The 20,066-nt window shown below is 63.9% G+C and carries 17 protein-coding genes; 3 read left to right on the top strand and 14 right to left on the bottom strand.

Going from position 1 to position 20,066, the window contains the following annotated elements:
* Positions 1 to 39: 39 nt before the first annotated feature.
* From ACG873_RS22905 to chvE, 6 genes are all read right to left on the bottom strand, one after another.
* Positions 40 to 1,476, bottom strand: a complete 1,437-nt coding sequence (locus ACG873_RS22905) for an aldehyde dehydrogenase family protein (protein WP_394887881.1) — start codon at positions 1,474 to 1,476, stop codon at positions 40 to 42.
* A 141-nt stretch (positions 1,477 to 1,617) separates the two neighbouring features.
* Positions 1,618 to 2,391, bottom strand: a complete 774-nt coding sequence (locus tag ACG873_RS22910; RefSeq protein WP_394887883.1) for an SDR family NAD(P)-dependent oxidoreductase — start codon at positions 2,389 to 2,391, stop codon at positions 1,618 to 1,620.
* A 10-nt stretch (positions 2,392 to 2,401) separates the two neighbouring features.
* The gene (gene araD1, locus ACG873_RS22915; RefSeq protein WP_394887886.1) at positions 2,402 to 3,388 is read right to left on the bottom strand and encodes an AraD1 family protein; all 987 of its coding nucleotides are present in this window, start codon (positions 3,386 to 3,388) and stop codon (positions 2,402 to 2,404) included.
* A 195-nt stretch (positions 3,389 to 3,583) separates the two neighbouring features.
* A complete protein-coding gene (mmsB, locus tag ACG873_RS22920) occupies positions 3,584 to 4,840 on the bottom strand; it encodes a multiple monosaccharide ABC transporter permease (protein WP_394887888.1) in 1,257 nt (418 codons plus the stop codon).
* The gene (gene mmsA / locus ACG873_RS22925; protein WP_394887891.1) at positions 4,837 to 6,369 is read right to left on the bottom strand and encodes a multiple monosaccharide ABC transporter ATP-binding protein; all 1,533 of its coding nucleotides are present in this window, start codon (positions 6,367 to 6,369) and stop codon (positions 4,837 to 4,839) included. Before mmsA ends, mmsB begins: the two co-directional genes overlap by 4 nt.
* A gap of 125 nt (positions 6,370 to 6,494) precedes the next feature.
* On the bottom strand, positions 6,495 to 7,562 hold the full coding sequence (gene chvE, locus ACG873_RS22930) for a multiple monosaccharide ABC transporter substrate-binding protein (RefSeq protein WP_394887893.1): 1,068 nt from the start codon (positions 7,560 to 7,562) through the stop codon (positions 6,495 to 6,497).
* A 270-nt stretch (positions 7,563 to 7,832) separates the two neighbouring features.
* Here chvE and ACG873_RS22935 point away from each other — a divergent pair, with 270 nt between their 5' ends.
* Together ACG873_RS22935 and ACG873_RS22940 are read left to right on the top strand one after the other, a co-directional pair.
* Entirely contained in the window at positions 7,833 to 8,825 is a 993-nt protein-coding gene (locus ACG873_RS22935; protein ID WP_394887895.1) for a LysR family transcriptional regulator, read from the top strand.
* 39 nt (positions 8,826 to 8,864) lie between these two features.
* Positions 8,865 to 10,283: an adenylate/guanylate cyclase domain-containing protein gene (locus ACG873_RS22940; RefSeq protein WP_394887897.1), complete on the top strand. Its 1,419-nt coding sequence runs from the start codon at positions 8,865 to 8,867 to the stop codon at positions 10,281 to 10,283.
* On the opposite strand, the gene lepB is transcribed toward ACG873_RS22940, so the two are convergent.
* The 7 genes from lepB to ACG873_RS22975 all read right to left on the bottom strand — a co-directional run bounded on the left by lepB (position 10,269) and on the right by ACG873_RS22975 (position 17,168).
* Positions 10,269 to 11,246 (bottom strand): signal peptidase I, encoded by a 978-nt coding sequence (gene lepB, locus ACG873_RS22945; RefSeq protein WP_394887899.1) that lies wholly within the window; start codon positions 11,244 to 11,246, stop codon positions 10,269 to 10,271. The two genes, ACG873_RS22940 and lepB, sit on opposite strands and share 15 nt — an antisense overlap.
* 107 nt (positions 11,247 to 11,353) lie before the next feature.
* Positions 11,354 to 11,752, bottom strand: a complete 399-nt coding sequence (locus tag ACG873_RS22950; RefSeq protein WP_394887902.1) for a F0F1 ATP synthase subunit epsilon — start codon at positions 11,750 to 11,752, stop codon at positions 11,354 to 11,356.
* 94 nt (positions 11,753 to 11,846) lie between these two features.
* Positions 11,847 to 13,460, bottom strand: coding sequence for a F0F1 ATP synthase subunit beta (gene atpD / locus ACG873_RS22955; protein ID WP_394887904.1), 1,614 nt, complete (start codon positions 13,458 to 13,460; stop codon positions 11,847 to 11,849).
* A 77-nt stretch (positions 13,461 to 13,537) separates the two neighbouring features.
* A complete protein-coding gene (locus ACG873_RS22960) occupies positions 13,538 to 14,431 on the bottom strand; it encodes a F0F1 ATP synthase subunit gamma (RefSeq protein WP_394887906.1) in 894 nt (297 codons plus the stop codon).
* 15 nt (positions 14,432 to 14,446) lie between these two features.
* Positions 14,447 to 15,976 carry a F0F1 ATP synthase subunit alpha gene (gene atpA, locus ACG873_RS22965; protein WP_394887908.1) on the bottom strand — a complete coding sequence of 510 codons (1,530 nt, stop codon included), beginning with the start codon at positions 15,974 to 15,976 and terminating at the stop codon, positions 14,447 to 14,449.
* Positions 15,976 to 16,536, bottom strand: coding sequence for a F0F1 ATP synthase subunit delta (locus ACG873_RS22970; protein WP_394887909.1), 561 nt, complete (start codon positions 16,534 to 16,536; stop codon positions 15,976 to 15,978). Before ACG873_RS22970 ends, atpA begins: the two co-directional genes overlap by 1 nt.
* Before the next feature lie 236 nt (positions 16,537 to 16,772).
* Positions 16,773 to 17,168 (bottom strand): DUF4345 family protein, encoded by a 396-nt coding sequence (locus ACG873_RS22975; RefSeq protein ID WP_394887911.1) that lies wholly within the window; start codon positions 17,166 to 17,168, stop codon positions 16,773 to 16,775.
* 89 nt (positions 17,169 to 17,257) lie between these two features.
* Between ACG873_RS22975 and ACG873_RS22980 the strand changes: the two genes are divergently transcribed.
* On the top strand, positions 17,258 to 17,794 hold the full coding sequence (locus ACG873_RS22980; RefSeq protein WP_394887914.1) for a class I SAM-dependent methyltransferase: 537 nt from the start codon (positions 17,258 to 17,260) through the stop codon (positions 17,792 to 17,794).
* On the opposite strand, the gene ACG873_RS22985 is transcribed toward ACG873_RS22980, so the two are convergent.
* Positions 17,795 to 19,978 carry a primosomal protein N' gene (locus ACG873_RS22985; RefSeq protein ID WP_394887915.1) on the bottom strand — a complete coding sequence of 728 codons (2,184 nt, stop codon included), beginning with the start codon at positions 19,976 to 19,978 and terminating at the stop codon, positions 17,795 to 17,797.
* Positions 19,979 to 20,066: the final 88 nt, after the last annotated feature.

Genomic DNA, 20,066 nt, shown 5'->3' on the forward strand with positions numbered 1-20,066 from the left:
GACCGGCAGGCAATCGCCTCCCGGTCGATGCTCCTCGCCTTACGCTGCGGTGTAGGCCGTCTTCACCGTGGTATAGAACTCGGCCGCATAGCGGCCTTGTTCCTTCGGACCGTAGCTCGAACCCTTGCTTCCTCCGAACGGCACGTGGAAATCGACGCCGGCGGTCGGCACGTTGACCATCACCATGCCGGCCTGCGCATTGCGCTTGTAGTGCGTGGCGTGCTTCAGGCTGGTGGTGACGATGCCCGAGGAAAGACCGAACGGCGTGTCGTTGGCCGTATGCAGCGCCTCCTCGTAGTCCTTGACCCGGATCACCGAAGCCACCGGGCCGAAAATCTCCTCGCGCGAGATCCGCATCTGGTTCGTCGCTTCCGTGAACAGCGCCGGCTGCAGGTAGAAGCCGGGCGTTTCGCGGGTAAGGCGTTCGCCGCCGAAGGCGAGCTTCGCGCCCTCTTCGCGGCCGATCGCCAGGTACTTCTCGTCCTGGCCCATCTGGCTCTCGTCGACCACCGGGCCGATATGCGTGCCGGCTTTCAGCGCATTGTCGACGACAAGGCCCTTCAGCCGCGCCGTCACCGCCTCCACGAACCGGTCATGGATGCCTTCCGTCACGATCAGCCGGGACGACGCCGTGCAGCGTTGCCCGGTCGAGAAGAATGCGCCGTTGACGGCGCATTCGACCGCGATGTCGAGATTGGCGTCGTCGAGTACGACCAGCGGGTTCTTGCCGCCCATTTCGAGCTGGAACTTGCGCATGTGCTCGACGCTCGCCGCCGCGACCCGCTTGCCCGTGCCGACCGAGCCGGTGAAAGTGATCGCGTCGATGTCCGGGCTGTCGAGCATCGCCTGCCCGACCACGGAGCCCTGGCCCATGATCAGGTTCATCACGCCTTTCGGCAGGCCGGCGCGGTGGAGGATGTCGACGATCGCCCACGAGCAGCCGGGCACCAGGTCCGCCGGCTTGAACACGACCGTGTTGCCGTAGCAGAGCGCCGGCGCGATCTTCCAGGCCGGGATCGCGATCGGGAAATTCCATGGCGTGATGATACCAACCACGCCGACAGCTTCGCGCGTTACCTCGACGCTGACGCCCGGCCTGACGCTGGGCAGTATCTCGCCGGCCAGCCTGAGCGCCTCGCCGGCGAAGAAATCGAATATCTGGGCGGCCCGCACCGTCTCGCCGATGCCCTCGGCCAGCGTCTTGCCTTCCTCGCGCGACAAGAGCCGCCCGAGTTCGTCCTTACGCGCGGTGATCTCGTCCGCCGTCTTGCGCAGCACCGCATGGCGCTCGAGCAGGCCCGAGCGCGACCAGGCCGGAAAGGCTGCCTTGGCCGCAGCGATCGCCGCCTGTGCGTCCGCCTTTGTGGCGCGGGCATATTCGCCGATCACGTCATTCGTGTCCGACGGGTTGATGTTCGGCACGGCCTCGCCGTCGACCCATTCGCCCCCGATCAGGTTCCTGAACAATTCGCTCATATCGATTTCCTTGCTTGGTGATGGCCTGCGCCGGCGGCGTGCGATGCATGCCGCGGTTCGAACGCAGGCTGGTTAGCGAGTTTCGCCCGTCAAGTCACGTCCGGATGCAACGGAACCGTGAAGCAGGCGCGAGAGTTCCGCTCAGACCCAGCCGCCGTCGACGATGAAATTCTGGGCCGAACACATCCTGGAATCGCTGGATCCCAGGAACAGGGCCATTCGCGCTATATCCTCCGGCATCACCCGGCCCGCCAGGCATTGGCTCTTGTCGATCAGTTCGTTGGCGGCGTCATCGACCCAGAGTTCTAGCTGGCGGCTGGTCATCACCCAGCCCGGAACCAGCGTGTTGACGCGTATGCCGTGTCTGCCCAAGTCGCGGGCGAACGACCGCGTCATGCCGTGGACCGCCGCCTTGGAGGCGGCGTAGATCGGATACCCGCCGCTTGCCATCATCCAGCCGACCGAGCCGAAATTGATGATCGAACCGCCGCCCGCCGCGATCATGCCTGGCGCGACCGCCTGTATGGCGAAGAACATGTGCTTCAGATTGACGGCGATGCGGCTGTCGAAATAGGCGGGCGTGACCTCGTCCCATTTGTGCCTGGTGTCGTTGGCGGCGTTGTTGACCAGCACCTGCGTCGGGCCCTGCACACCCTCGATCTCGCGCAGCGCCGCCCTGTAGCCGTCGGCGTCCGTGATGTCGCAGCGCCGGAAGGTCACCGATCCGCCGGCGGCGTTGAGTTCGGCGGCCAGCGCCTCGCCTTCCGCCTCCGCCAGATCGACGAAGCCGATCTTGGCGCCTTCTCCGGCATAGGCGCGTACGATCGCCTCGCCTATGCCGCTTGCGCCGCCCGAGATCACGACGGCCGCACCGGAGAGGCCCGGATAGCGGGCGAAGCTGGATTGCGTGCTCATATCGGAACCCTCACAGCGCCCGTACCTGGATCGAAACCGGCCGATCCACCACGAGCGGGTTGCGCAGCGGCAGGCCGAATGCCGGCGCTTCGATTTCGAAGACGTCGCCCGGCTCGGTCCTGACCCCGTCCGCGAAGGACAGCGTCGCCGTTCCGAACATGTGCACATGGATGTCGCCCGGCTGCCGGAACACCGGATACTTGAAATGGTGATGCTCCAGATTGGCGATCGAGTGCGACATGTTGCTCTCGCCCGACAGGAACGGCTTTTCCCAGAGGGTGCTTCCGTTGCGGATGATGCGCGACGAGCCGCGCGTGTCGGCCGGCAGTTCGCCGATCAGGATCTCGGGTCCGAACGATGCGTTGCGGAGCTTGGAATGGGCGAGATAGAGATAGTTCACCCGCTCGGTGACATGGTCTGAAAATTCGTTCGACAGCGCGAAGCCGACGCGAAACGGCGTGCCGTCGTCGCCGATGACGTAGATACCGGCGATTTCCGGCTCCTCGCCCGCGTCGCTCGCGAAATGCGGCGAGACCAGCGGCGCGCCGGGCGCCACCGCCATCGTGCCGTTGCCCTTGTAGAACCATTCGGGCTGCACGCCGATCTGACCCTTGGCGGGCTTGCCGCTCTCGATGCCCATGCGGAACATCTTCATCGAATCTGTCAGCGTCTCTTCGCCGTTCAGCTTCTGATGCATGGCGTCTCGCGCCGCGGCCGAGCCTAGATGGGTGAGGCCGGTGCCGGTTATGTGCAAGTGTGCGGGATCGGCGTGGCTGATCGGCGAGCGCAGCAGGCCCTTGCGGTACGCCGCTTCGAGATCGATCGTCTCGCCCAACCCTCGCGTTTCGATAAGCGCCGCGAGGCTAGAGCCGCTGCGCGCCGCTTCGAGAGCCAGAGAATAAACGCTCTTGGCGCTCCGCACGATCCGCGCCGGCCCGCCATTGCGGACGGCGACCTTGATGATCCCGGCCTCGTCCATCACTTCGGATATCAGCATCTCAACCTCCTTGAATCCGCCTCGGCCATCGGTCCGGCCCGAAAATTCGGCAAGCATTCCCGCCCGCCGGACGGCGATCCTCCGCCCGGCGAATGAAAGGCCCGTCCTGGTGTCGATCACGATCGTTCCGACCGGAACTACGGAACATGCCGCCGACATGCGCCGTCAATGATCGTATTCCGTTCGTTCCGGCCTTCAGGCCTTGTTCTTGTTGTAGACGTCGAACACCACCGCGCCGAGCAGCACCAGGCCCTTGATGACCTGCTGCCAGTCGATGTTGACGCCCATGATCGACATGCCGTTGTTCATGACACCCATGATGAAGGCGCCGATGACCGCGCCCGCGACCTGGCCGACGCCGCCCATGGCCGAAGCGCCGCCGATGAACACCGCCGCGATCACGTCGAGTTCGAAGCCGAGACCGGCTTTCGGCGTCGCCGTGTTGAGGCGTGCCGCAAAGATCAGGCCGGCAAGCGCCGACAGAACGCCCATGATGATGAAGATGTAGAAGGTCAGGCGTTCGGTCTTGATGCCCGAGAGCGCCGCCGCCTTGACGTTGCCGCCCATGGCGTAGACGCGCCGCCCGAACGTCATGCGCTTGGTGATGAAGACGAACAGCGCGATCAGCACGCCCATGACGATCAGCACGTTCGGCAGGCCGCGATAGGAGGCCATCATGTAGATCAGGAAGAGCACGATCGCCGAGATCACCGCATTCTTGATGACGAACAGCGCGAACGGTTCGGCTTCGTAGCCGTGGCTCTCGCGGTTCGCCCGGCTGCGCAGGCTGGACCAGAGCATGAGCGCGACAATGACGACGCCGATCAGAAGCGTGGTCGAGTGCAGCACCACGGCGCTTCCGGCAACAGGTTTTCCGGCGGCGTCGAGCGTTGGCTGGACGAGCGTCAACGGGCCGATCACGTCGGGAATGAAGCCGGCGGAGAGAAGCTGGAATTCCGGCGGGAACGGCCCGACCGACATGCCGCCCAGCAGCGCCAGCGACAGACCCTTGAAGACCAGCATGCCCGCCAGCGTGACGATGAAGGACGGGATCTTCATGTAGGCGATCCAGTAGCCCTGGCTGGCGCCGATCAGGCCGCCGACGAAAAGGCAGATCAACGTCGTCAGGATCGGATCGAGCTTGTATTGCACCATCAAGATCGCCGCGACCGCGCCGACGAAGCCCGAGACCGAGCCGACGGAAAGGTCGATATGCCCGGCGACGATGACCAGCAGCATGCCGAGCGCCATGATGATGATGTAGCTGTTCTGCAGCACCAGATTGGTCAGGTTCACCGGCTTGAACAGCACGCCATTGGTCTGCCACTGGAAGAACACCATGATCGCGATGAGCGCCAGCACCAGGCCGTAGTCGCGCAGATTGTCCTTGAGCGCCATCTGCGCCGAGGCCTTGGCGTTTCGTTCGGCATTGGTGAGCGTTTCGGTGCTCATGATGCTTTTCCTTCCCCGCGCACGATGGCGCGCATGATCTTCTCCTGGGACGCTTCGCTGCCGGCCATTTCGCCGACGATGCGCCCCTCGTTCATGACATAGATGCGGTCGCAGATGCCGAGCAGTTCGGGCATTTCGGAGGAGATGACAAGAATGCCTTTGCCTTCATCCGCGAGCTTGTTGATGATCGTATAGACCTCGTATTTGGCGCCGACATCGATGCCGCGCGTCGGCTCGTCGAGGATCAGCACTTCGGGGTCCGAAAACAGCCACTTCGACAGCACCACCTTTTGCTGGTTGCCGCCGGAGAGATTGCCGGTGGTCTGATAGACGCTCGAAGAGCGGATGTTGGTGCGCTTGCGATAATCGTTGGCGATGTTCAGCTCGCGCATGTCGTCGATGACGCCATTGTTCGCCACGCCCTTGAGATTGGCGATCGTGATGTTGTGCTTGATGTGGTCGATCAGGTTGAGGCCGAAGGTCTTGCGGTCCTCCGTCGCGTAAGCCAGGCCATGGGCCACCGCCTTGCCGACGGTCGAAGCGTCGATCTTCTTGCCGTGCAGGACGATTTCGCCGCTGACCCGCTGCCCGTAGCTCTTGCCGAAGACGCTCATCGCGAACTCGGTCCGCCCGGCGCCCATCAGCCCCGCAATGCCGACGACCTCGCCCTTGCGGACGCTGATGTCGACGCCCTTGATGACCTGCCGGTCGGCGTGGAGCGGGTGGTGGACGACCCAGTTCTTGACCTCGAAGATGGTCTCGCCGATCTTCGGCGTGCGCGTCGGAAAGCGGTCTTCCAGCGTGCGCCCCACCATCGAAGTGATGATGCGGTCTTCGCTGATGTCGTGCCGGTCGAGCGTCTCGATGGTGCGGCCGTCGCGCAGGATGGTGATGCGGTCGGCGACCTTGCCGACCTCGTTGAGCTTGTGGGAAATCAGGATGGAGGCGATGCCCTGCTTCTTGAACTCGACAAGCAGGTTGAGCAGCGCGTCGCTGTCCTTCTCGCTCAGGGATGCCGTCGGCTCGTCGAGGATGAGCAGCTTCACTTCCTTCGACAGCGCCTTGGCGATCTCGACGAGCTGCTGCTTGCCGACCCCGATATTGGTGATCAGCGTATCGGGATCTTCCTTCAGCCCGACCTTGGCCAGCAGCCCCGCCGCGCCGCGGCGGACCGCGTTCCAGTCGATGACGCCGTATGTGGCCCGCTCGTTGCCTAGATAGATGTTTTCTGCGATCGACAGCAGCGGAACCAGCGCCAGTTCCTGGTGGATGATGACGATGCCCTGCCGTTCGCTGTCATGGATGCCCTTGAAGTGGCATTCCTGGCCTTCGTAGTGGATTTCGCCTGTATAGCTGCCATGCGGATAAACGCCGGACAGCACTTTCATCAGCGTCGATTTTCCGGCGCCGTTCTCGCCGACGATGGCGTGGATTTCGCCGGCGCGGACATTGAGATTGACGTCCTGCAGCGCCTTGACACCGGGAAACGTCTTGGTGATGCCGCGCATCTCCAGAATGGTTTTTTCCATTGCTGAACTCTTGGCTTTCGGACGGCTGCGGCTGCCGCAACAATTGGGCGACCGGGGCCGCGCTATATAAAAGGACGTCAGTGCCCGAAGCCCCGCGAACGTGCGGGGCCTCGGTACTGGAGAGCTTACTTCAGCTCTTCGGCCTTGATGTAGCCGGAGCCGACCACGATCTCTTCGTAGTTCGACTTGTCGACCGACACGGGAACGAGGAGGTAGGACGGAACCACCTTCACGCCGTTGTTGTAGGTCTTGGTGTCGTTGATCTCCGGCGTGCCGCCGGACAGGACGGCGTCAACGAGGTTCGCCGTGACCTTGGCCAGTTCGCGCGTGTCCTTGAACACGGTCGAATACTGCTCGCCGGCGATGATGCCCTTCACGGACGGAACTTCGGCGTCCTGTCCGGTGACGACCGGCCAGGGCTGGTCTGCCGTGCCGTAGCCTACGCCGCGCAGCGACGAGATGATGCCGCGCGAGAGACCGTCATAGGGCGCGAGAACGCCGTCGACGCGGCTGCCGTCCGAGTAGTTGGCCGACAGGATGTTGTCCATGCGGGCCTGCGCGACGGCGCCGTCCCAGCGCAGCGTGCCGACTTTTTCCATGCCCATCTGGCCCGACTTCACGACGAGAACGCCCTTGTCGATCAGCGGCTGGAGTACGGACATCGCGCCGTCATAGAAGAAGAAGGCGTTGTTGTCGTCCGGCGAACCGCCGAACAGTTCGACGTTGAACGGACCCTGCTTCTCGGGATAGCCGAGGCCCTTGAGCATGGATTCGGCCTGGAGCACGCCGACCTTGAAGTTGTCGAACGTGGTGTAATAGTCGACATTGCCGCTGTCGCGGATCAGTCGGTCATAGGCGATGACCTTGACGCCCTTGTCGGCGGCCTGCTGCAGGACGGCCGAGAGCGTGGTGCCGTCGATCGAGGCGACGATCAGCGCCTTGACGTCCTTGGTGACCATATTCTCGATCTGCGCGAGCTGGTTCGGAATGTCGTCCTCGGCGTACTGCAGGTCGGTGCCGTAGCCCTTCTCCTTCAGCGCCGCAACGAGCGCATCGCCATCGCTGATCCAGCGCAGCGAGGATTTCGTCGGCATCGCGATGCCGACCGTGCCCTTGTCCTGGGCCTGTGCGGTGAACGTCATGGCTGCTAGGCCAAGCGCCAGCGCGCCAACCAACGTCTTGATGATCTTCACTGTATTCTCCCTTGTAATGGATGTTTGCCGCCGGCGATCCGGCGGTGCGCAAGTCTCCCGGTCGCGCAAAGGCGATCAGGCGCATAATCTAATTCGGTAGTCCTCCCATTGCGGTCTGCGGGCAGTGCTCCCTCACCGTGTGCGCGACAGGACGTCGCCACCGGTGTGCCCGCGACCGGCGCAAATTGGATTCTGATCGGTATAACTGTCAAATGCATTGTCTGCGCAATGATATGCTGATTTTGATATACCGGACACAGGAGAGGCGGAATGGCGAACGACGCGACCGGATCGATAATGCCCGAATGGGACGCCGGCGCCCTGTCGGAGGAGGGCGACAGGCTGCTGCGCAGCGGCCTCAAGCTGCAGCACATGCGCATGATCCTGGCCCTCGACGAACATGGCCAGATCAGCGCCGCCGCCAATGTGCTCAACGTCTCGCAGCCGGCGGCCTCGCGCATGATCGCGGAGATGGAGGACATTCTCGCCGTTCCGCTGTGCGAAAGGCTGCCGCGCGGCATCAGGCTCACGCCCTACGGCAACGCGCTGGCGCGGCGGGCGCGCGCGGTGCTGCTCGAAATGCGCGAGGTCGACCGCGAAATCTCGGACCTGAAGTCAGGCAAGGGCGGCTCCGTCTTCCTCGGCGCGGTCACCGCGCCCGCGATCGAACTGGCGGTTCCTGCGATCCGCAAGATCCGCACGCTCTATCCGCGCATCGAGATCAACGTGCAGATTGAGACCAGCAGCATGCTGGCGCGCGAGCTTCTCGCCTCGCGCCACGACTTCATCATCTCCCGCATACCCGACGAATTGAACCCGCGGCTGTTCGAAAGCCGGGTCATCGGCATCGAGAAGGCCTGCCTGATGGTGCGCCGTGGCCACCCGCTGGTGGCTGCCGCCGATCTCCGCCTCGAGCAGATGAACGGCTACGAATGGGTGTTTCAGCCAAGCGGATCGCTGCTGCGCCGCACCATCGAGAGCATTTTCATGAGCCACAACGTTCCCCTGCCGGACCGCGTGCTCAACACCAGTTCGGTGCTCCTGACCCTCGTCATGATCGCACAGTCCGACGCCATCGCGCCGATCGCGCTTGAAGTGGCGAAGTTCATCCGCAGTAGTGAAGGCCTCGGCGGCGCCATCGAGATCCTGCCTGTCCCGTTCGAAATCAACGTTCAGCCCTACAGCATGATCCGCGCCCGCAACCGGGCGCTCTCCGCCTCGGCGCAATTGCTGTATGATTATATTTTGCGCGAGATTCGCTGAACGATTCAGCCGGCATCGCGCTCAACGCCGGAATCCTGCATGCAAGTCCAACCGCTTCCCGAGGTTTTCGCGGCCACCGCCACGCCTCTGAATCTCGAACAGCGCCGCCGCCTGCGGCTGGGCTCGCTCCTGGCCAAGGCCGAGCGCGAAGGCGCCCGGCTGCAATTCTGGGCGCGCACCGCGGCATTGCTGGCGGTGGAGCTGTTCTTCGCCGTGTTCGGCAAATGGGACCCGGCGTCGGCCTTCACCTTCTCCACGATATTCGTCTTCTTCCTGATCGGACTCGTTTATTACCGGCTCGTGCAGAAAGGCTTCAGCCCGGTGTGGACAGGCGTCGTCTTCGGCACGCTCGACATGGTTCTGCTGACGCTCCTGCTCGTCGGCCCCAACCCGTTCGCCGAATTCGCGATGCCGCCGGCCATGAACATGCGCGAAGCCGGTTTCCAGTACCTGCTGATCTTCGTCTGTCTCGGCGCCCTGACGCTTTCCCCGCGGCTTGCAGCCTGGCTCGGCATCGCCGCGGCGATCTGCTGGACTGCGGCTATCGTCTGGGTGGTGATGCAGCCTAGCACCATCATCGCCCAGACCGCGCCGGAGAACATGCTGCTCGGCGAGCAGCTGCGGCTTTATTTCAATCCCAATTTCGTCGATGTGGTCGACCAGCTCACCCATGTGGTGGTCATCCTGATCATCACCGGGATCCTGGCAACCGTGGTTTCACGTTCGCGCAAGATGGCGGACGATTACACGACGGCCGAACGCGCCCGCTCCAACCTTGCCCGCCATTTCTCGCCCAATGTCGTCGACGAGCTGGCCTCGAACGACGAGCCGTTCGGCCCCGTCCGCCGCCAGGACGTCGCGGTGCTGTTTGCCGACATTGTCGGCTTCACCGCCTATTCGGAGGATCACCCTGCCGAGGAGGTGTTCGAGCTGCTGCGCACTTTCCACCGCCGCATGGAACAGGTGGTGTTCGACCACGGCGGCACCGTAGACAATTATATCGGCGACTGCATCATGGCGACATTCGGCGTGCCCCGTCCGGCGGAAGATGACGCGGTGCGCGCGCTGCGCTGCGCCCAGGCCATGGCCGCGGCGGTCGAGGAGTGGAACAGCAGCAGCCGCGCCAAAGGCAGGGCGCCGATCGACGTCCGCATCGGCTGCCAGTACGGACCGGTCGTGCTCGGCGCCATCGGCAGCGAGCGCAACCTATCGGTGGCCGTGGTCGGCGACACCTGCAACGTGGCAAGCCGGCTGCAGGCCATGTGCCGTGAACTCGACGCCGAAGTCTGCGTCGGCGCCGACCTTATCGAGGCGGTGAAGCAGGCCGGGGCGGAAGACGCGCTCGCCGGCATGGTCGAGCACGGCCCCATCCACGTCCGCGGCCGCGACCACGAGGTCGAGGTCTGGATCGCGCCGAAGCCGGTATTGGAAAATTCAGGCGTATTAATCGCGAGTTGACGCGCCGGAGAGCGATTGCCGAGCCGAATAGTCAATTCCTCTGGAATTCCAGAACAGGCGCACAGCCCGGCCGACCAGGTTCTCGTATGGAACCGTCCCTACATTGAATCGGCTGTCCATTGAGTTGTCGCGATTATCGCCCAGCATGAAGTAATGCCGGGCCGGCACGGTAAAAGGCCGGGTATCGTCTCCGATAGAACCGTCGGCGAAGTTTATGATTTCATATGAGATGCCATTCGGCAGAGTTTCCCGCTGCAATTTTGCGGAATTGACTTCGATTTCCTCCGCTGTGTAGCGCCCGATCTCATCTAGCGGGACCGCCACATCATCGATGTGGAGTACGCCGCCCATCATCTGAATTTTTTCGCCCGGAAGGCCAACGATCCTCTTGATGTAGTCGATGCCCGGATCCTGAGGGAGCTTGAAAACAGCGATGTCGCCTCTCTCTGGTTCTTTGCCGAAGAGACGTCCTTCGATCGGCAACAACCCGAAAGGGACGCTGTAGCGGCTATAGCCGTACGCCACCTTGGAGACGAAGAGATGATCGCCTTCCATAAGCGTAGGATTCATACTTCCGGCTGGGATCGAAAATGGCTGGACCAGGGCCGATCGGATGCCAAACGCCACCAGCCACGTCACAAGGCCGGCTAAAACCAGCACGGACAACCCATGGGAATACCATCGGGTTGGCTTGGACCGTCCCGCCAGTGGAACAACAAGGAACACGGATAAAATGCCGGCGCCAATGTCGGATAGGGCCACTGCGGATTGAATGTCCAAATCCAGGCCCGGGAGTATCGGCAGGCCGGAATAGCACAGATACAGGCCTGCCAACGAGATCGCGGCCAGGCTGAACAGCGCCAGCGCACCGCGGCCTATCCATAGAAATCCACCGAATGGACCGGCAAAAAACGAGACAAGCGCGGTCGACCACCATGACCGCGATGTTGTCTTACTCGGCATTCGTCCAGACCCCGTGATTCAGAGCCAAGTTCTTTCATCCGCCCAACAAAAAAGCGAGGCCTGGCCTCGCTCTTTTCCGCAACAATGCTTTTCAAGGCCAGGTTGGGCTACACCGCGTCCTGCAGCGTCGTCAGCTGAGCGAGGAATGCCTCGGCCCTGGTGCGCTCTTCGTCGCTCTTGGCGTCGGCGGCATCCTCGCGCGCCTCCTGGATGCGGCGGGCGAGATCGTCGCGATCGATTTCCGCGACCCGCACCGCCGATTCGGCGAGCAGCGTGCAGCCTTCCGGCAGTATGTCGGCGAAGCCGCCGAACACCACGTAGCGCTCCTCCCCGCCGCCTGCCGATTTCACGGTCACGACGCCGGGCTTGACCGTGGTCATCACCGGGGAGTGGTTGGCCAGAACCGTCATCTCGCCTTCCGCACCCGGAATGACGACATGCTCGACCTGTTCCGAAACGAGCAGCCGTTCGGGGGAGACCAGTTCGAATTTGAAAGCTTCAGCCATGTCATTTTAGCGAATAGGGAGTAGCGAATAGCGAATAGAAATTCGCCGCTGCTCTGATCCCTATTCGCTACTCCCTATTCGCTATTCGCTTGTCTTACGCCGCTTCCGCAGCCAGCCGCCGTGCCTTCTCGACCGCCATGTCGATGCCGCCGACCATGTAGAACGCCGCTTCCGGCAGATGGTCGTATTCGCCGTCGACCAGGCCCTTGAAGCTCTTGATCGTGTCTTCGAGCGGCACGAGCTGGCCCGGCGAGCCGGTGAACACTTCGGCCACGAAGAAGGGCTGCGACAGGAAGCGCTCGATCTTGCGGGCGCGGGCGACCGTCACCTTGTCCTCTTCCGACAGCTCGTCCATGCCCAGGATGGCGATGATGTCCTGCAGCGACTTGTAGCGCTGCAGGATTTCCTGGACGCGGCGGGCGACCTGATAGTGCTCCTCGCCGACGATCAGCGGGTCGAGCATGCGCGAGGTCGAGTCGAGCGGGTCGACGGCCGGGTAGATGCCCTTTTCCGAGATCGCGCGGTTGAGCACGGTCGTCGCGTCGAGGTGGGCGAACGAGGTCGCCGGCGCCGGGTCGGTCAGATCGTCGGCCGGCACGTAGATCGCCTGCACCGAAGTGATCGAGCCCTTGTGGGTGGTGGTGATGCGTTCCTGCATCTGGCCCATGTCGGTCGACAGCGTCGGCTGGTAGCCCACCGCCGAGGGAATGCGGCCGAGCAGCGCCGACACTTCCGAACCCGCCTGGGTGAAGCGGAAGATGTTGTCGACGAAGAACAGCACGTCCTGGCCCTGGTCGCGGAAATGCTCGGCGATGGTCAGGCCGGACAGCGCGACGCGGGCGCGCGCGCCGGGCGGCTCGTTCATCTGGCCGAACACCAGGGCGCATTTCGAGCCTTCGGTCGAGCCGTTGTTCTCGTGCGGGTCCTTGTTGACGCCCGACTCGATCATCTCGTGATAGAGGTCGTTGCCCTCGCGGGTGCGCTCGCCGACGCCTGCGAACACCGAATAGCCGCCATGCGCCTTCGCGACGTTGTTGATGAGTTCCTGGATGAGAACCGTCTTGCCGACGCCGGCGCCGCCGAACAGGCCGATCTTGCCGCCGCGGGCATAAGGCGCGAGCAGGTCGACGACCTTGATGCCGGTGACGAGGATCTGTGCTTCCGTCGACTGGTCGACATAGGCCGGCGCATCCTGGTGGATCGCGCGGCGCTGCTTTGTCACGACCGGGCCGGCTTCGTCGACCGGCTCGCCGATGACGTTCATGATGCGGCCGAGCGTCTCGTCGCCGACCGGAACGGTGATCGGCGAGCCCGTGTCATAGACGGCCTGGCCGCGCACGAGGCCTTCGGACGTATCCATGGCGATGCAGCGGATGGTGTTTTCGCCGAGGTGCTGCGCCACTTCGAGAACGAGCCGGTTGCCGCCGTTCATCGTCTCCAGCGCATTCAGGATCGGCGGCAGATCGCCGTCGAACTGCACGTCGACGACGGCGCCGATAACCTGCGACACGCGGCCGGCCGGGCCTTTGGCCATCATCGCAGTTGCGCCGGATTTTGCCGCCGCCGGCTTTGCAGCGGCAGCCTTTGCCGGGGCTGCCTTGGCGGCCGCGGCAGGAACCTTCACGGCCGCTGTCTTGACCGGCGCCGCCTTCTTTGCCGCGGGGGCCTTCGCCGCCGGAGCCGCTTTCGGAGTAGCTGCTTTAGCCATGGTGATAACCTCTGTGTCCGTTCCCTGTTTCACATGATCGCGTCCGCAACGATTTGCGGGCCTCCGCGATCATGTGGCTAGAGCGCTTCCGCGCCCGAAATGATTTCGATCAGTTCCTTGGTGATCTGCGCCTGCCGCTGGCGGTTGTAGGTGATCGTCAGCTTGTTGATCATGTCGCCGGCGTTGCGCGTCGCGTTGTCCATGGCACTCATCTTGGCGCCCATCTCGCCGGCCGCATTTTCGAGCAGGGCGCGAAAAATCTGCACCGAGATGTTGCGCGGGATGAGGTCGGAAAGGATTTCGCCCGGTTCCGGCTCGTATTCGTAGACCGCATTGCCCCCTGCCGTCTCCGGCTCCGTGGCGGCGACGATCGCCCCGGCTGGGATGATCTGCTGTGCCGTCGGAACCTGGCTGATCACCGACTTGAATTCGGAATAGAACAGCGTGCAGATGTCGAAGGCGCCTTCGTTGAACAGCGCTATCACCTTCTTGGCGATGGCGTCCGCGTTGACGAAGCCGAGCGTCTTGACCTCGCGCAGGTCGACGCGCTCGATGATCAGCGCGCCATATTCGCGGCGCAGGATGTCGTAGCCTTTTTTGCCGACGGTGATGATCTTCACCGTTTTGCCGTCTGCCAGAAGCTTGCGGACATGCTCGCGGGCAAAGCGCGCGATCTGGGAGTTGAAGCCGCCGCAGAGGCCGCGCTCCGCCGTGCAGACGACCAGCAGATGCGTGTCGTCGCTGCCGGTGCCGCTCATCAACTGCGGCGCATCGCTGCCGCCGGCGCTGCTGACGGCCTGCGCGATGTTGGCCAGCACCGCGCCCATGCGCTGCGAATAGGGACGCGCGGCTTCCGCGGCTTCCTGCGCGCGGCGCAGCTTCGCCGCGGCGACCATCTGCATCGCCTTGGTGATCTTCTGCGTCGCCTTGACCGAGGCGATACGGTTGCGAAGGTCTTTTAAGGAAGCCATGCCCTATCCGTGCAATCAGGCGAAGTTTTTCGCGTAGGCGTCGATATGGCTCTTGAGCTGCGTGCGCAGCTCGTCCGACAGCGCCTTCTCCTTGCGGATGCCGTCGAGCACTTCCTTGCCGTCCGAGCGCATATGCGCCAGCAGGCCCTGCTCGAACTTGCCGACCTGGTTCAAGGCGAGCTTGTCGAGATAGCCGTTGACGCCGGCGAAGATCACCGCGACCTGCTCTTCCGTCTTCAGCGGCGAGAACTGCGGCTGCTTCAGGAGTTCCGTCAGACGCGCGCCGCGGTTGAGCAGGCGCTGCGTGGCGGCGTCGAGGTCGGAGCCGAACTGCGCGAAGGCCGCCATTTCACGGTACTGCGCGAGTTCGCCCTTGATCGAGCCGGCGACCTGCTTCATCGCCTTGATCTGCGCCGACGAACCGACGCGCGACACCGACAGGCCGACGTTCACCGCCGGGCGGATGCCCTGGAAGAACAGGTTGGTCTCGAGGAAGATCTGGCCGTCGGTGATCGAGATCACGTTGGTCGGAATATAGGCCGACACGTCGTTGGCCTGCGTCTCGATGACAGGCAACGCCGTCAGCGAACCGCCGCCATTGTCGTCGTTCAGCTTGGCGGCGCGCTCCAAGAGGCGCGAATGCAGGTAGAAAACGTCGCCCGGATAGGCTTCGCGGCCCGGCGGGCGGCGCAGCAGCAGCGACATCTGGCGATAGGCCACGGCCTGCTTCGACAAATCGTCGTAGCTGATCAGCGCATGCATACCGTTGTCGCGGAAATATTCGCCCATGGCGCAGCCGGCGAAGGGCGCCAGGAACTGCATCGGCGCCGGATCGGAAGCGGTGGCGGCGACAATGATCGAATATTCGAGCGCGCCGCGCTCTTCCAGAACCTTCACGAACTGCGCGACGGTCGAGCGCTTCTGGCCGACGGCGACATAGACGCAGTAGAGCTTTTCCTTCTCCGGGCCGGTCTGGTGGATGGCCTTCTGGTTCAGGATCGTATCGAGGATGATCGCGGTCTTGCCGGTCTGGCGATCGCCGATGACCAGCTCGCGCTGGCCGCGGCCGACGGGGATCAGCGCGTCGATAGCCTTGAGGCCGGTCGACATCGGCTCGTTGACCGACTTGCGTGGGATGATGCCGGGCGCTTTCACGTCGACGCGGCGGCGTTCGGTGGCGACGATCGGACCCTTGCCGTCGATCGGGTTGCCGAGCGCGTCGACAACGCGGCCGAGCAGGCCGGGGCCGACGGGCACGTCGACGATCGAGCCGGTGCGCTTGACGGTATCGCCTTCCTTGATGTCGCGGTCGTTGCCGAAGATGACGACGCCGACATTGTCGCTTTCGAGGTTCAGCGCCATGCCGCGGATGCCGCCCGGGAACTCGACCATCTCGCCGGCCTGGACGTTGTCGAGGCCGTAGACGCGAGCAATGCCGTCGCCGACGGACAGAACCTGGCCGACTTCGGAGACTTCCGCCTCCTTGCCGAAGTTCTTGATCTGGTCTTTCAGAATTGCGGAAATTTCCGCGGCGCGGATGTCCATCAGCCGACCTCTTTCAGTGCGAGCTTGAGCGAATTGAGTTTGGTTTTGAGCGAGGTGTCGATCTGGCGCGAGCCGATCTTGACGATGATGCCGCCGAGCAGCGAGGGATCGACGGTGACTGCGATCGAGATTTCCTTGCCGGCGACGCCCTTGAGCGCGGCCTTGAGTTCCTTCTCCTGCGCCGGCGTCAGCGCATGGGCCGAAGTCACTTCGGCCGAAACCTCGCCGCGTTCGGCGGCGGCGATCTGGCGGAATGCCTTGATCATTGCCGGCACCGCGAAAAGGCGGCGGTTCTTCGCCACGACCCGCAGGAAATTGCCGACCAGGCCGGTGATCTTCGCCTTGGCGGCGATGGCCGCGATCGCCTTGAACTGTTCATCCGATGAAAACACCGGGCTGCGGATCATCCGGGTCAGATCGGCACTGCCGGCCAGCAATGCCTCGAACCGGCCGAGGTCGGCTTCGACCTGGGAAACCGCCTTCGCCTGGGCCGCGAGTTCGTAGAGCGAACCCGCATAGCGTTCGGCAACTCCGGAGATTGGCGAGCTAGACTGTGCCACGGACCGTCTTTTCTCTTGTCTGACAGGCCGCAAGATTGTTGGCGCGAGTCTGGAACTCTGGCTAAATCTTTGACCTTACTGCGATTTTTTTCTCAGCGGGCATGCGCGCAGCGCGTCCCCGAGCGAAAGTCGATTGCCGTCTAGCACAGGCCTTTACCGACCGCAACACGTTGCCGGACGGGCATTTGGGCAGTTTTGTCGCAGCCCTGCGAAGACCGCGCGGAGACGCGCTGGATTCATTGCAGGAGGCCGAAGGCGAAGCCCAGCGGAAGCGCCGCAAGCACGAAGTCGACGAGCACGAAAATCCAATTGTAGAGCGTGTTGCCGCGGTCCGACAGAATCGACACCAGCCGCCCGAACGCGGTGAACAGCCACGAAAAACCGAGCGCCATGTAGAGCAGCGGCTGCGCCAGGAGGATGCAGCACAGGCCGACGCCGAGATAGAAGCCCGACATTGTGGCGCGCCCTTCCGCCACCGCTTCGGGGTGCGCCTCGGTCGTCTGCAGCCGCAACGCCCTGAACGACAGGCGCGGCGCGAAAAAGAACATCAAGCCGAGCAGCACGGTCACGGCCGCCGAAGACCACGCCAGCCACTCGCCTTGGCTCACCGGCCACGGAAATGCGAATTCCATCGTCGTCCCCTCCAGAATCGCTCGAACCGCTGCCATACTATCGATCGGCAGCGACTTCGCCAGATGGCTCGGAGCGCGATGGAGGAACCATGGTGGCCCAAAAGATTCCGGAGAGGCTGAGCTGGGCGGTCGAGGAACTGAAAATCGCCGGCCACGAGCGGTTGCTGGAGATCGGCTGCGGCCGCGGCGTGGCCGTTTCCCTCATCTGTCCCCTGCTGTCCTCCGGAACGATCACGGCAATAGACAGGTCGGCAACCGCCATCGACGCCGCCCGGCTCAGGAACGAAGATCACGCCGCCGCCGGCAAGGCTTCCTTCCGGCACATCGCCTTGGAGGATATGACAGACCCGGCGCAATCCTTCGACAAGATCTTCGCCGTCAACGTCAATCTGTTCTGGCTCGACGCCGAGATGGGCCTCGATGTCGTGCGGAAGCTGCTCGCGCCGGGCGGAACGCTCTTCCTCTTCTACGAACCGCCATCGCTAGCGGGACGCAAGCAGGCCGAGGCGAAGCTCCTCGCCAACCTCGAAGCCAACCGCTTCGAGGTGCCGGAGGTGATCGAGTCGGATGCCAGTCGTTCAAGCCTGTTCGGCGTCATCGCGAGGCCGGTCAGAAACAGCGCATAGTCACAAAAAGCTCTGCGGATCGATGTCCACCTGAACCCGCACCGAGCCGCGCAGCTTCGGTCCGTTGGCCAGCATGACGCGCAGAAAACCCTGCATATCCGAGCGGCGTTCGCCCTGCACCAGAAGCCGGAACCGATGGCGTCCGCCGATCAGCGCCAGCGGCGCCTCCGCCGGCCCAAGCACATGGATGTCGCTAGCCGCCGGCGCGGCCCGCCTCAATTGCCGCGCATGCGCTTCGGCCTCGGCCCGCGTGGCGGCGCTGACTATGATGCCGGCCAGCCGGCCAAAGGGCGGCAGCCCGGCCTTTTCGCGCTCCGCAATCTCGCGCTCGTAAAATGCTTCGGCATCGCCCGACACGATCGCCCGCATCACCGGGTGATCGGGCTGGAACGTCTGCAGCAGCCCGAGGCTTTTCTTGCCGGTCCGCCCGGCTCGGCCCGTGACCTGGCTCAGCAGTTGAAAGGTCCGCTCGGCGGCGCGCGGATCGCCATTGGCGAGGCCGAGATCGGCGTCGACCACCCCGACCAGCGTCATGTTGGGAAAATTGTGCCCCTTGGCCACCAGTTGCGTGCCGATGACGATGTCGGCCTCGCCCTTGGCGATCGCTTCCAGTTCGAGCCTGAGCCGCTTCACCCCGCCCATGATGTCGGATGACAGCACGATCGTGCGCGCATCGGGAAAATGCCCGACCACCTCCTCGGCGATCCGCTCCACCCCCGGCCCGCAGGCGACGAGATGGTCGAGCGCGCCGCATTCCGGGCAGGCCTCCGGCCGCTTTTCATTGTGTCCGCAATGGTGGCAGACGAGCTGTCCGCGAAAGCGGTGCTCGACCAGCCAGGCAGAACAATCCGGGCACTGGAAGCGATGGCCGCAGACCCGGCAGAGCGTCAGCGGCGCATAGCCGCGACGGTTGAGGAAAAGCAGCGACTGCTCGCCCCGGCTAAGCGTCTCGCGCACATGGCCGATGAGGATCGGCGACAAATAGCCGCCCCGCGCCGGCGGAGCGCGGCGCATGTCGATCGCCTTGATGTCGGGAAGTGCTGCTTCCGCGAAACGCGCCGGCAGCGCCACGCGGGCGTAGCGGCCCTGGCTCGCATTGACCCTGCTTTCGATGGACGGCGTCGCCGAGGCCAGCACCACCGGAAAATCGCCGATATGCGCCCTCACCACCGCCATGTCGCGCGCATTATAGAAGACGCGATCCTCCTGCTTGTAGGCAGGGTCGTGCTCCTCGTCGACGACGATCAGCCCGAGATCCCTGAACGGCAGGAACAGCGCCGAGCGCGCGCCCGCCACCACCCTGACGCCGCCTTCCGCCACTTGCCGCCAGACCTTTTCGCGCATGCGTGGCGCGAGGTCGGAGTGCCACTCGGCCGGCTTCGCGCCAAACCTGTCCTGGAACCGCTCGAGGAATGCCTGGGTCAGCGCGATTTCCGGCAGCAGGATCAGCACCTGCTTGCCTTTTAACAGCGCCGCCGCAACCGCCTCGAAATAGACTTCGGTCTTGCCCGAACCGGTCACGCCGTCGATCAGCGTCACGCCGAATGCGCCCTTTGCGCCGGATTCGCGCAAGGACGCTGCCGCCTTCTCCTGATCGCCGGTCAAAGCGGCCGCCGCAAAGCCCGGGTCGGGTGCGGCGACGATCGGCCGCGGCGGGATCATCGCCGTCTCGAACACCCCCTGCGCCTTCAGGCCGTCGATTACCGTCGACGAAACGCCGGCCGCATGCGCCAGCCCGGAGCGGGTCCAGGCCAACCCGTCGGCGGCCATCTCCAGGACACGTAAGCGAGCGGCGGTCATCCTGTCGGGCTCGGCGTCGGTCCTTATCAGCCCTTCGATCCACGGTTCCGGGTCGAAAGCCTCCGGCGCGCGCAAGATCATCCGCGCCACCATTCCGGGCGCCGAAAGCGTATAGGTCGCGATCCAGTCGACGAAACGGCGCATCTCCCTGCTGATCGGCGGGCAGTCGAACGCCTGCTCGATCGGCCGAAGCTTCCTCGCGTCGACCGTCTCGCATGCCGAATCCCAGACGATGCCCGCCACCTGCCGCGGTCCGAGCGGCACGCGCACGATCGAGCCCGGCTCGACATGCATCCCGGCCGGCACCGCATAGGTGTAGGGCCGCTCGGCCGGCATCGGCACGAGAACGGGTACGGCAAGCAGTGGGTGCGAATCTTGTTTCATTGCGCGTGACCTTGCCCGGACTTTCGGCTAGAGCAAAGTCCAACCCGCCCGGCGCCCTCGTGCGGCGCATGTCAATTTGCCAGGGAGA

Source organism: Allomesorhizobium aridi (genome assembly GCF_043769475.1).
Lineage (GTDB): Bacteria > Pseudomonadota > Alphaproteobacteria > Rhizobiales > Rhizobiaceae > Allomesorhizobium.

Bases quoted from the DNA above. Each gene is read 5' to 3' on its own strand.
- araD1 (WP_394887886.1), bottom strand. From the start codon at position 3,388: ATGCTGATATCCGAAGTGATGGACGAGGCCGGGATCATCAAGGTCGCC.
- ACG873_RS22935 (WP_394887895.1), top strand. From the start codon at position 7,833: ATGGCGAACGACGCGACCGGATCGATAATGCCCGAATGGGACGCCGGC.
- ACG873_RS22980 (WP_394887914.1), top strand. From the start codon at position 17,258: ATGGTGGCCCAAAAGATTCCGGAGAGGCTGAGCTGGGCGGTCGAGGAA.
- ACG873_RS22940 (WP_394887897.1), top strand. From the start codon at position 8,865: ATGCAAGTCCAACCGCTTCCCGAGGTTTTCGCGGCCACCGCCACGCCT.
- ACG873_RS22985 (WP_394887915.1), bottom strand. From the start codon at position 19,978: ATGAAACAAGATTCGCACCCACTGCTTGCCGTACCCGTTCTCGTGCCG.
- ACG873_RS22905 (WP_394887881.1), bottom strand. From the start codon at position 1,476: ATGAGCGAATTGTTCAGGAACCTGATCGGGGGCGAATGGGTCGACGGC.
- ACG873_RS22950 (WP_394887902.1), bottom strand. From the start codon at position 11,752: ATGGCTGAAGCTTTCAAATTCGAACTGGTCTCCCCCGAACGGCTGCTC.
- mmsA (WP_394887891.1), bottom strand. From the start codon at position 6,369: ATGGAAAAAACCATTCTGGAGATGCGCGGCATCACCAAGACGTTTCCC.
- atpD (WP_394887904.1), bottom strand. From the start codon at position 13,460: ATGGCTAAAGCAGCTACTCCGAAAGCGGCTCCGGCGGCGAAGGCCCCC.
- ACG873_RS22975 (WP_394887911.1), bottom strand. From the start codon at position 17,168: ATGGAATTCGCATTTCCGTGGCCGGTGAGCCAAGGCGAGTGGCTGGCG.
- atpA (WP_394887908.1), bottom strand. From the start codon at position 15,976: ATGGACATCCGCGCCGCGGAAATTTCCGCAATTCTGAAAGACCAGATC.
- mmsB (WP_394887888.1), bottom strand. From the start codon at position 4,840: ATGAGCACCGAAACGCTCACCAATGCCGAACGAAACGCCAAGGCCTCG.
- lepB (WP_394887899.1), bottom strand. From the start codon at position 11,246: ATGCCGAGTAAGACAACATCGCGGTCATGGTGGTCGACCGCGCTTGTC.
- ACG873_RS22960 (WP_394887906.1), bottom strand. From the start codon at position 14,431: ATGGCTTCCTTAAAAGACCTTCGCAACCGTATCGCCTCGGTCAAGGCG.
- ACG873_RS22910 (WP_394887883.1), bottom strand. From the start codon at position 2,391: ATGAGCACGCAATCCAGCTTCGCCCGCTATCCGGGCCTCTCCGGTGCG.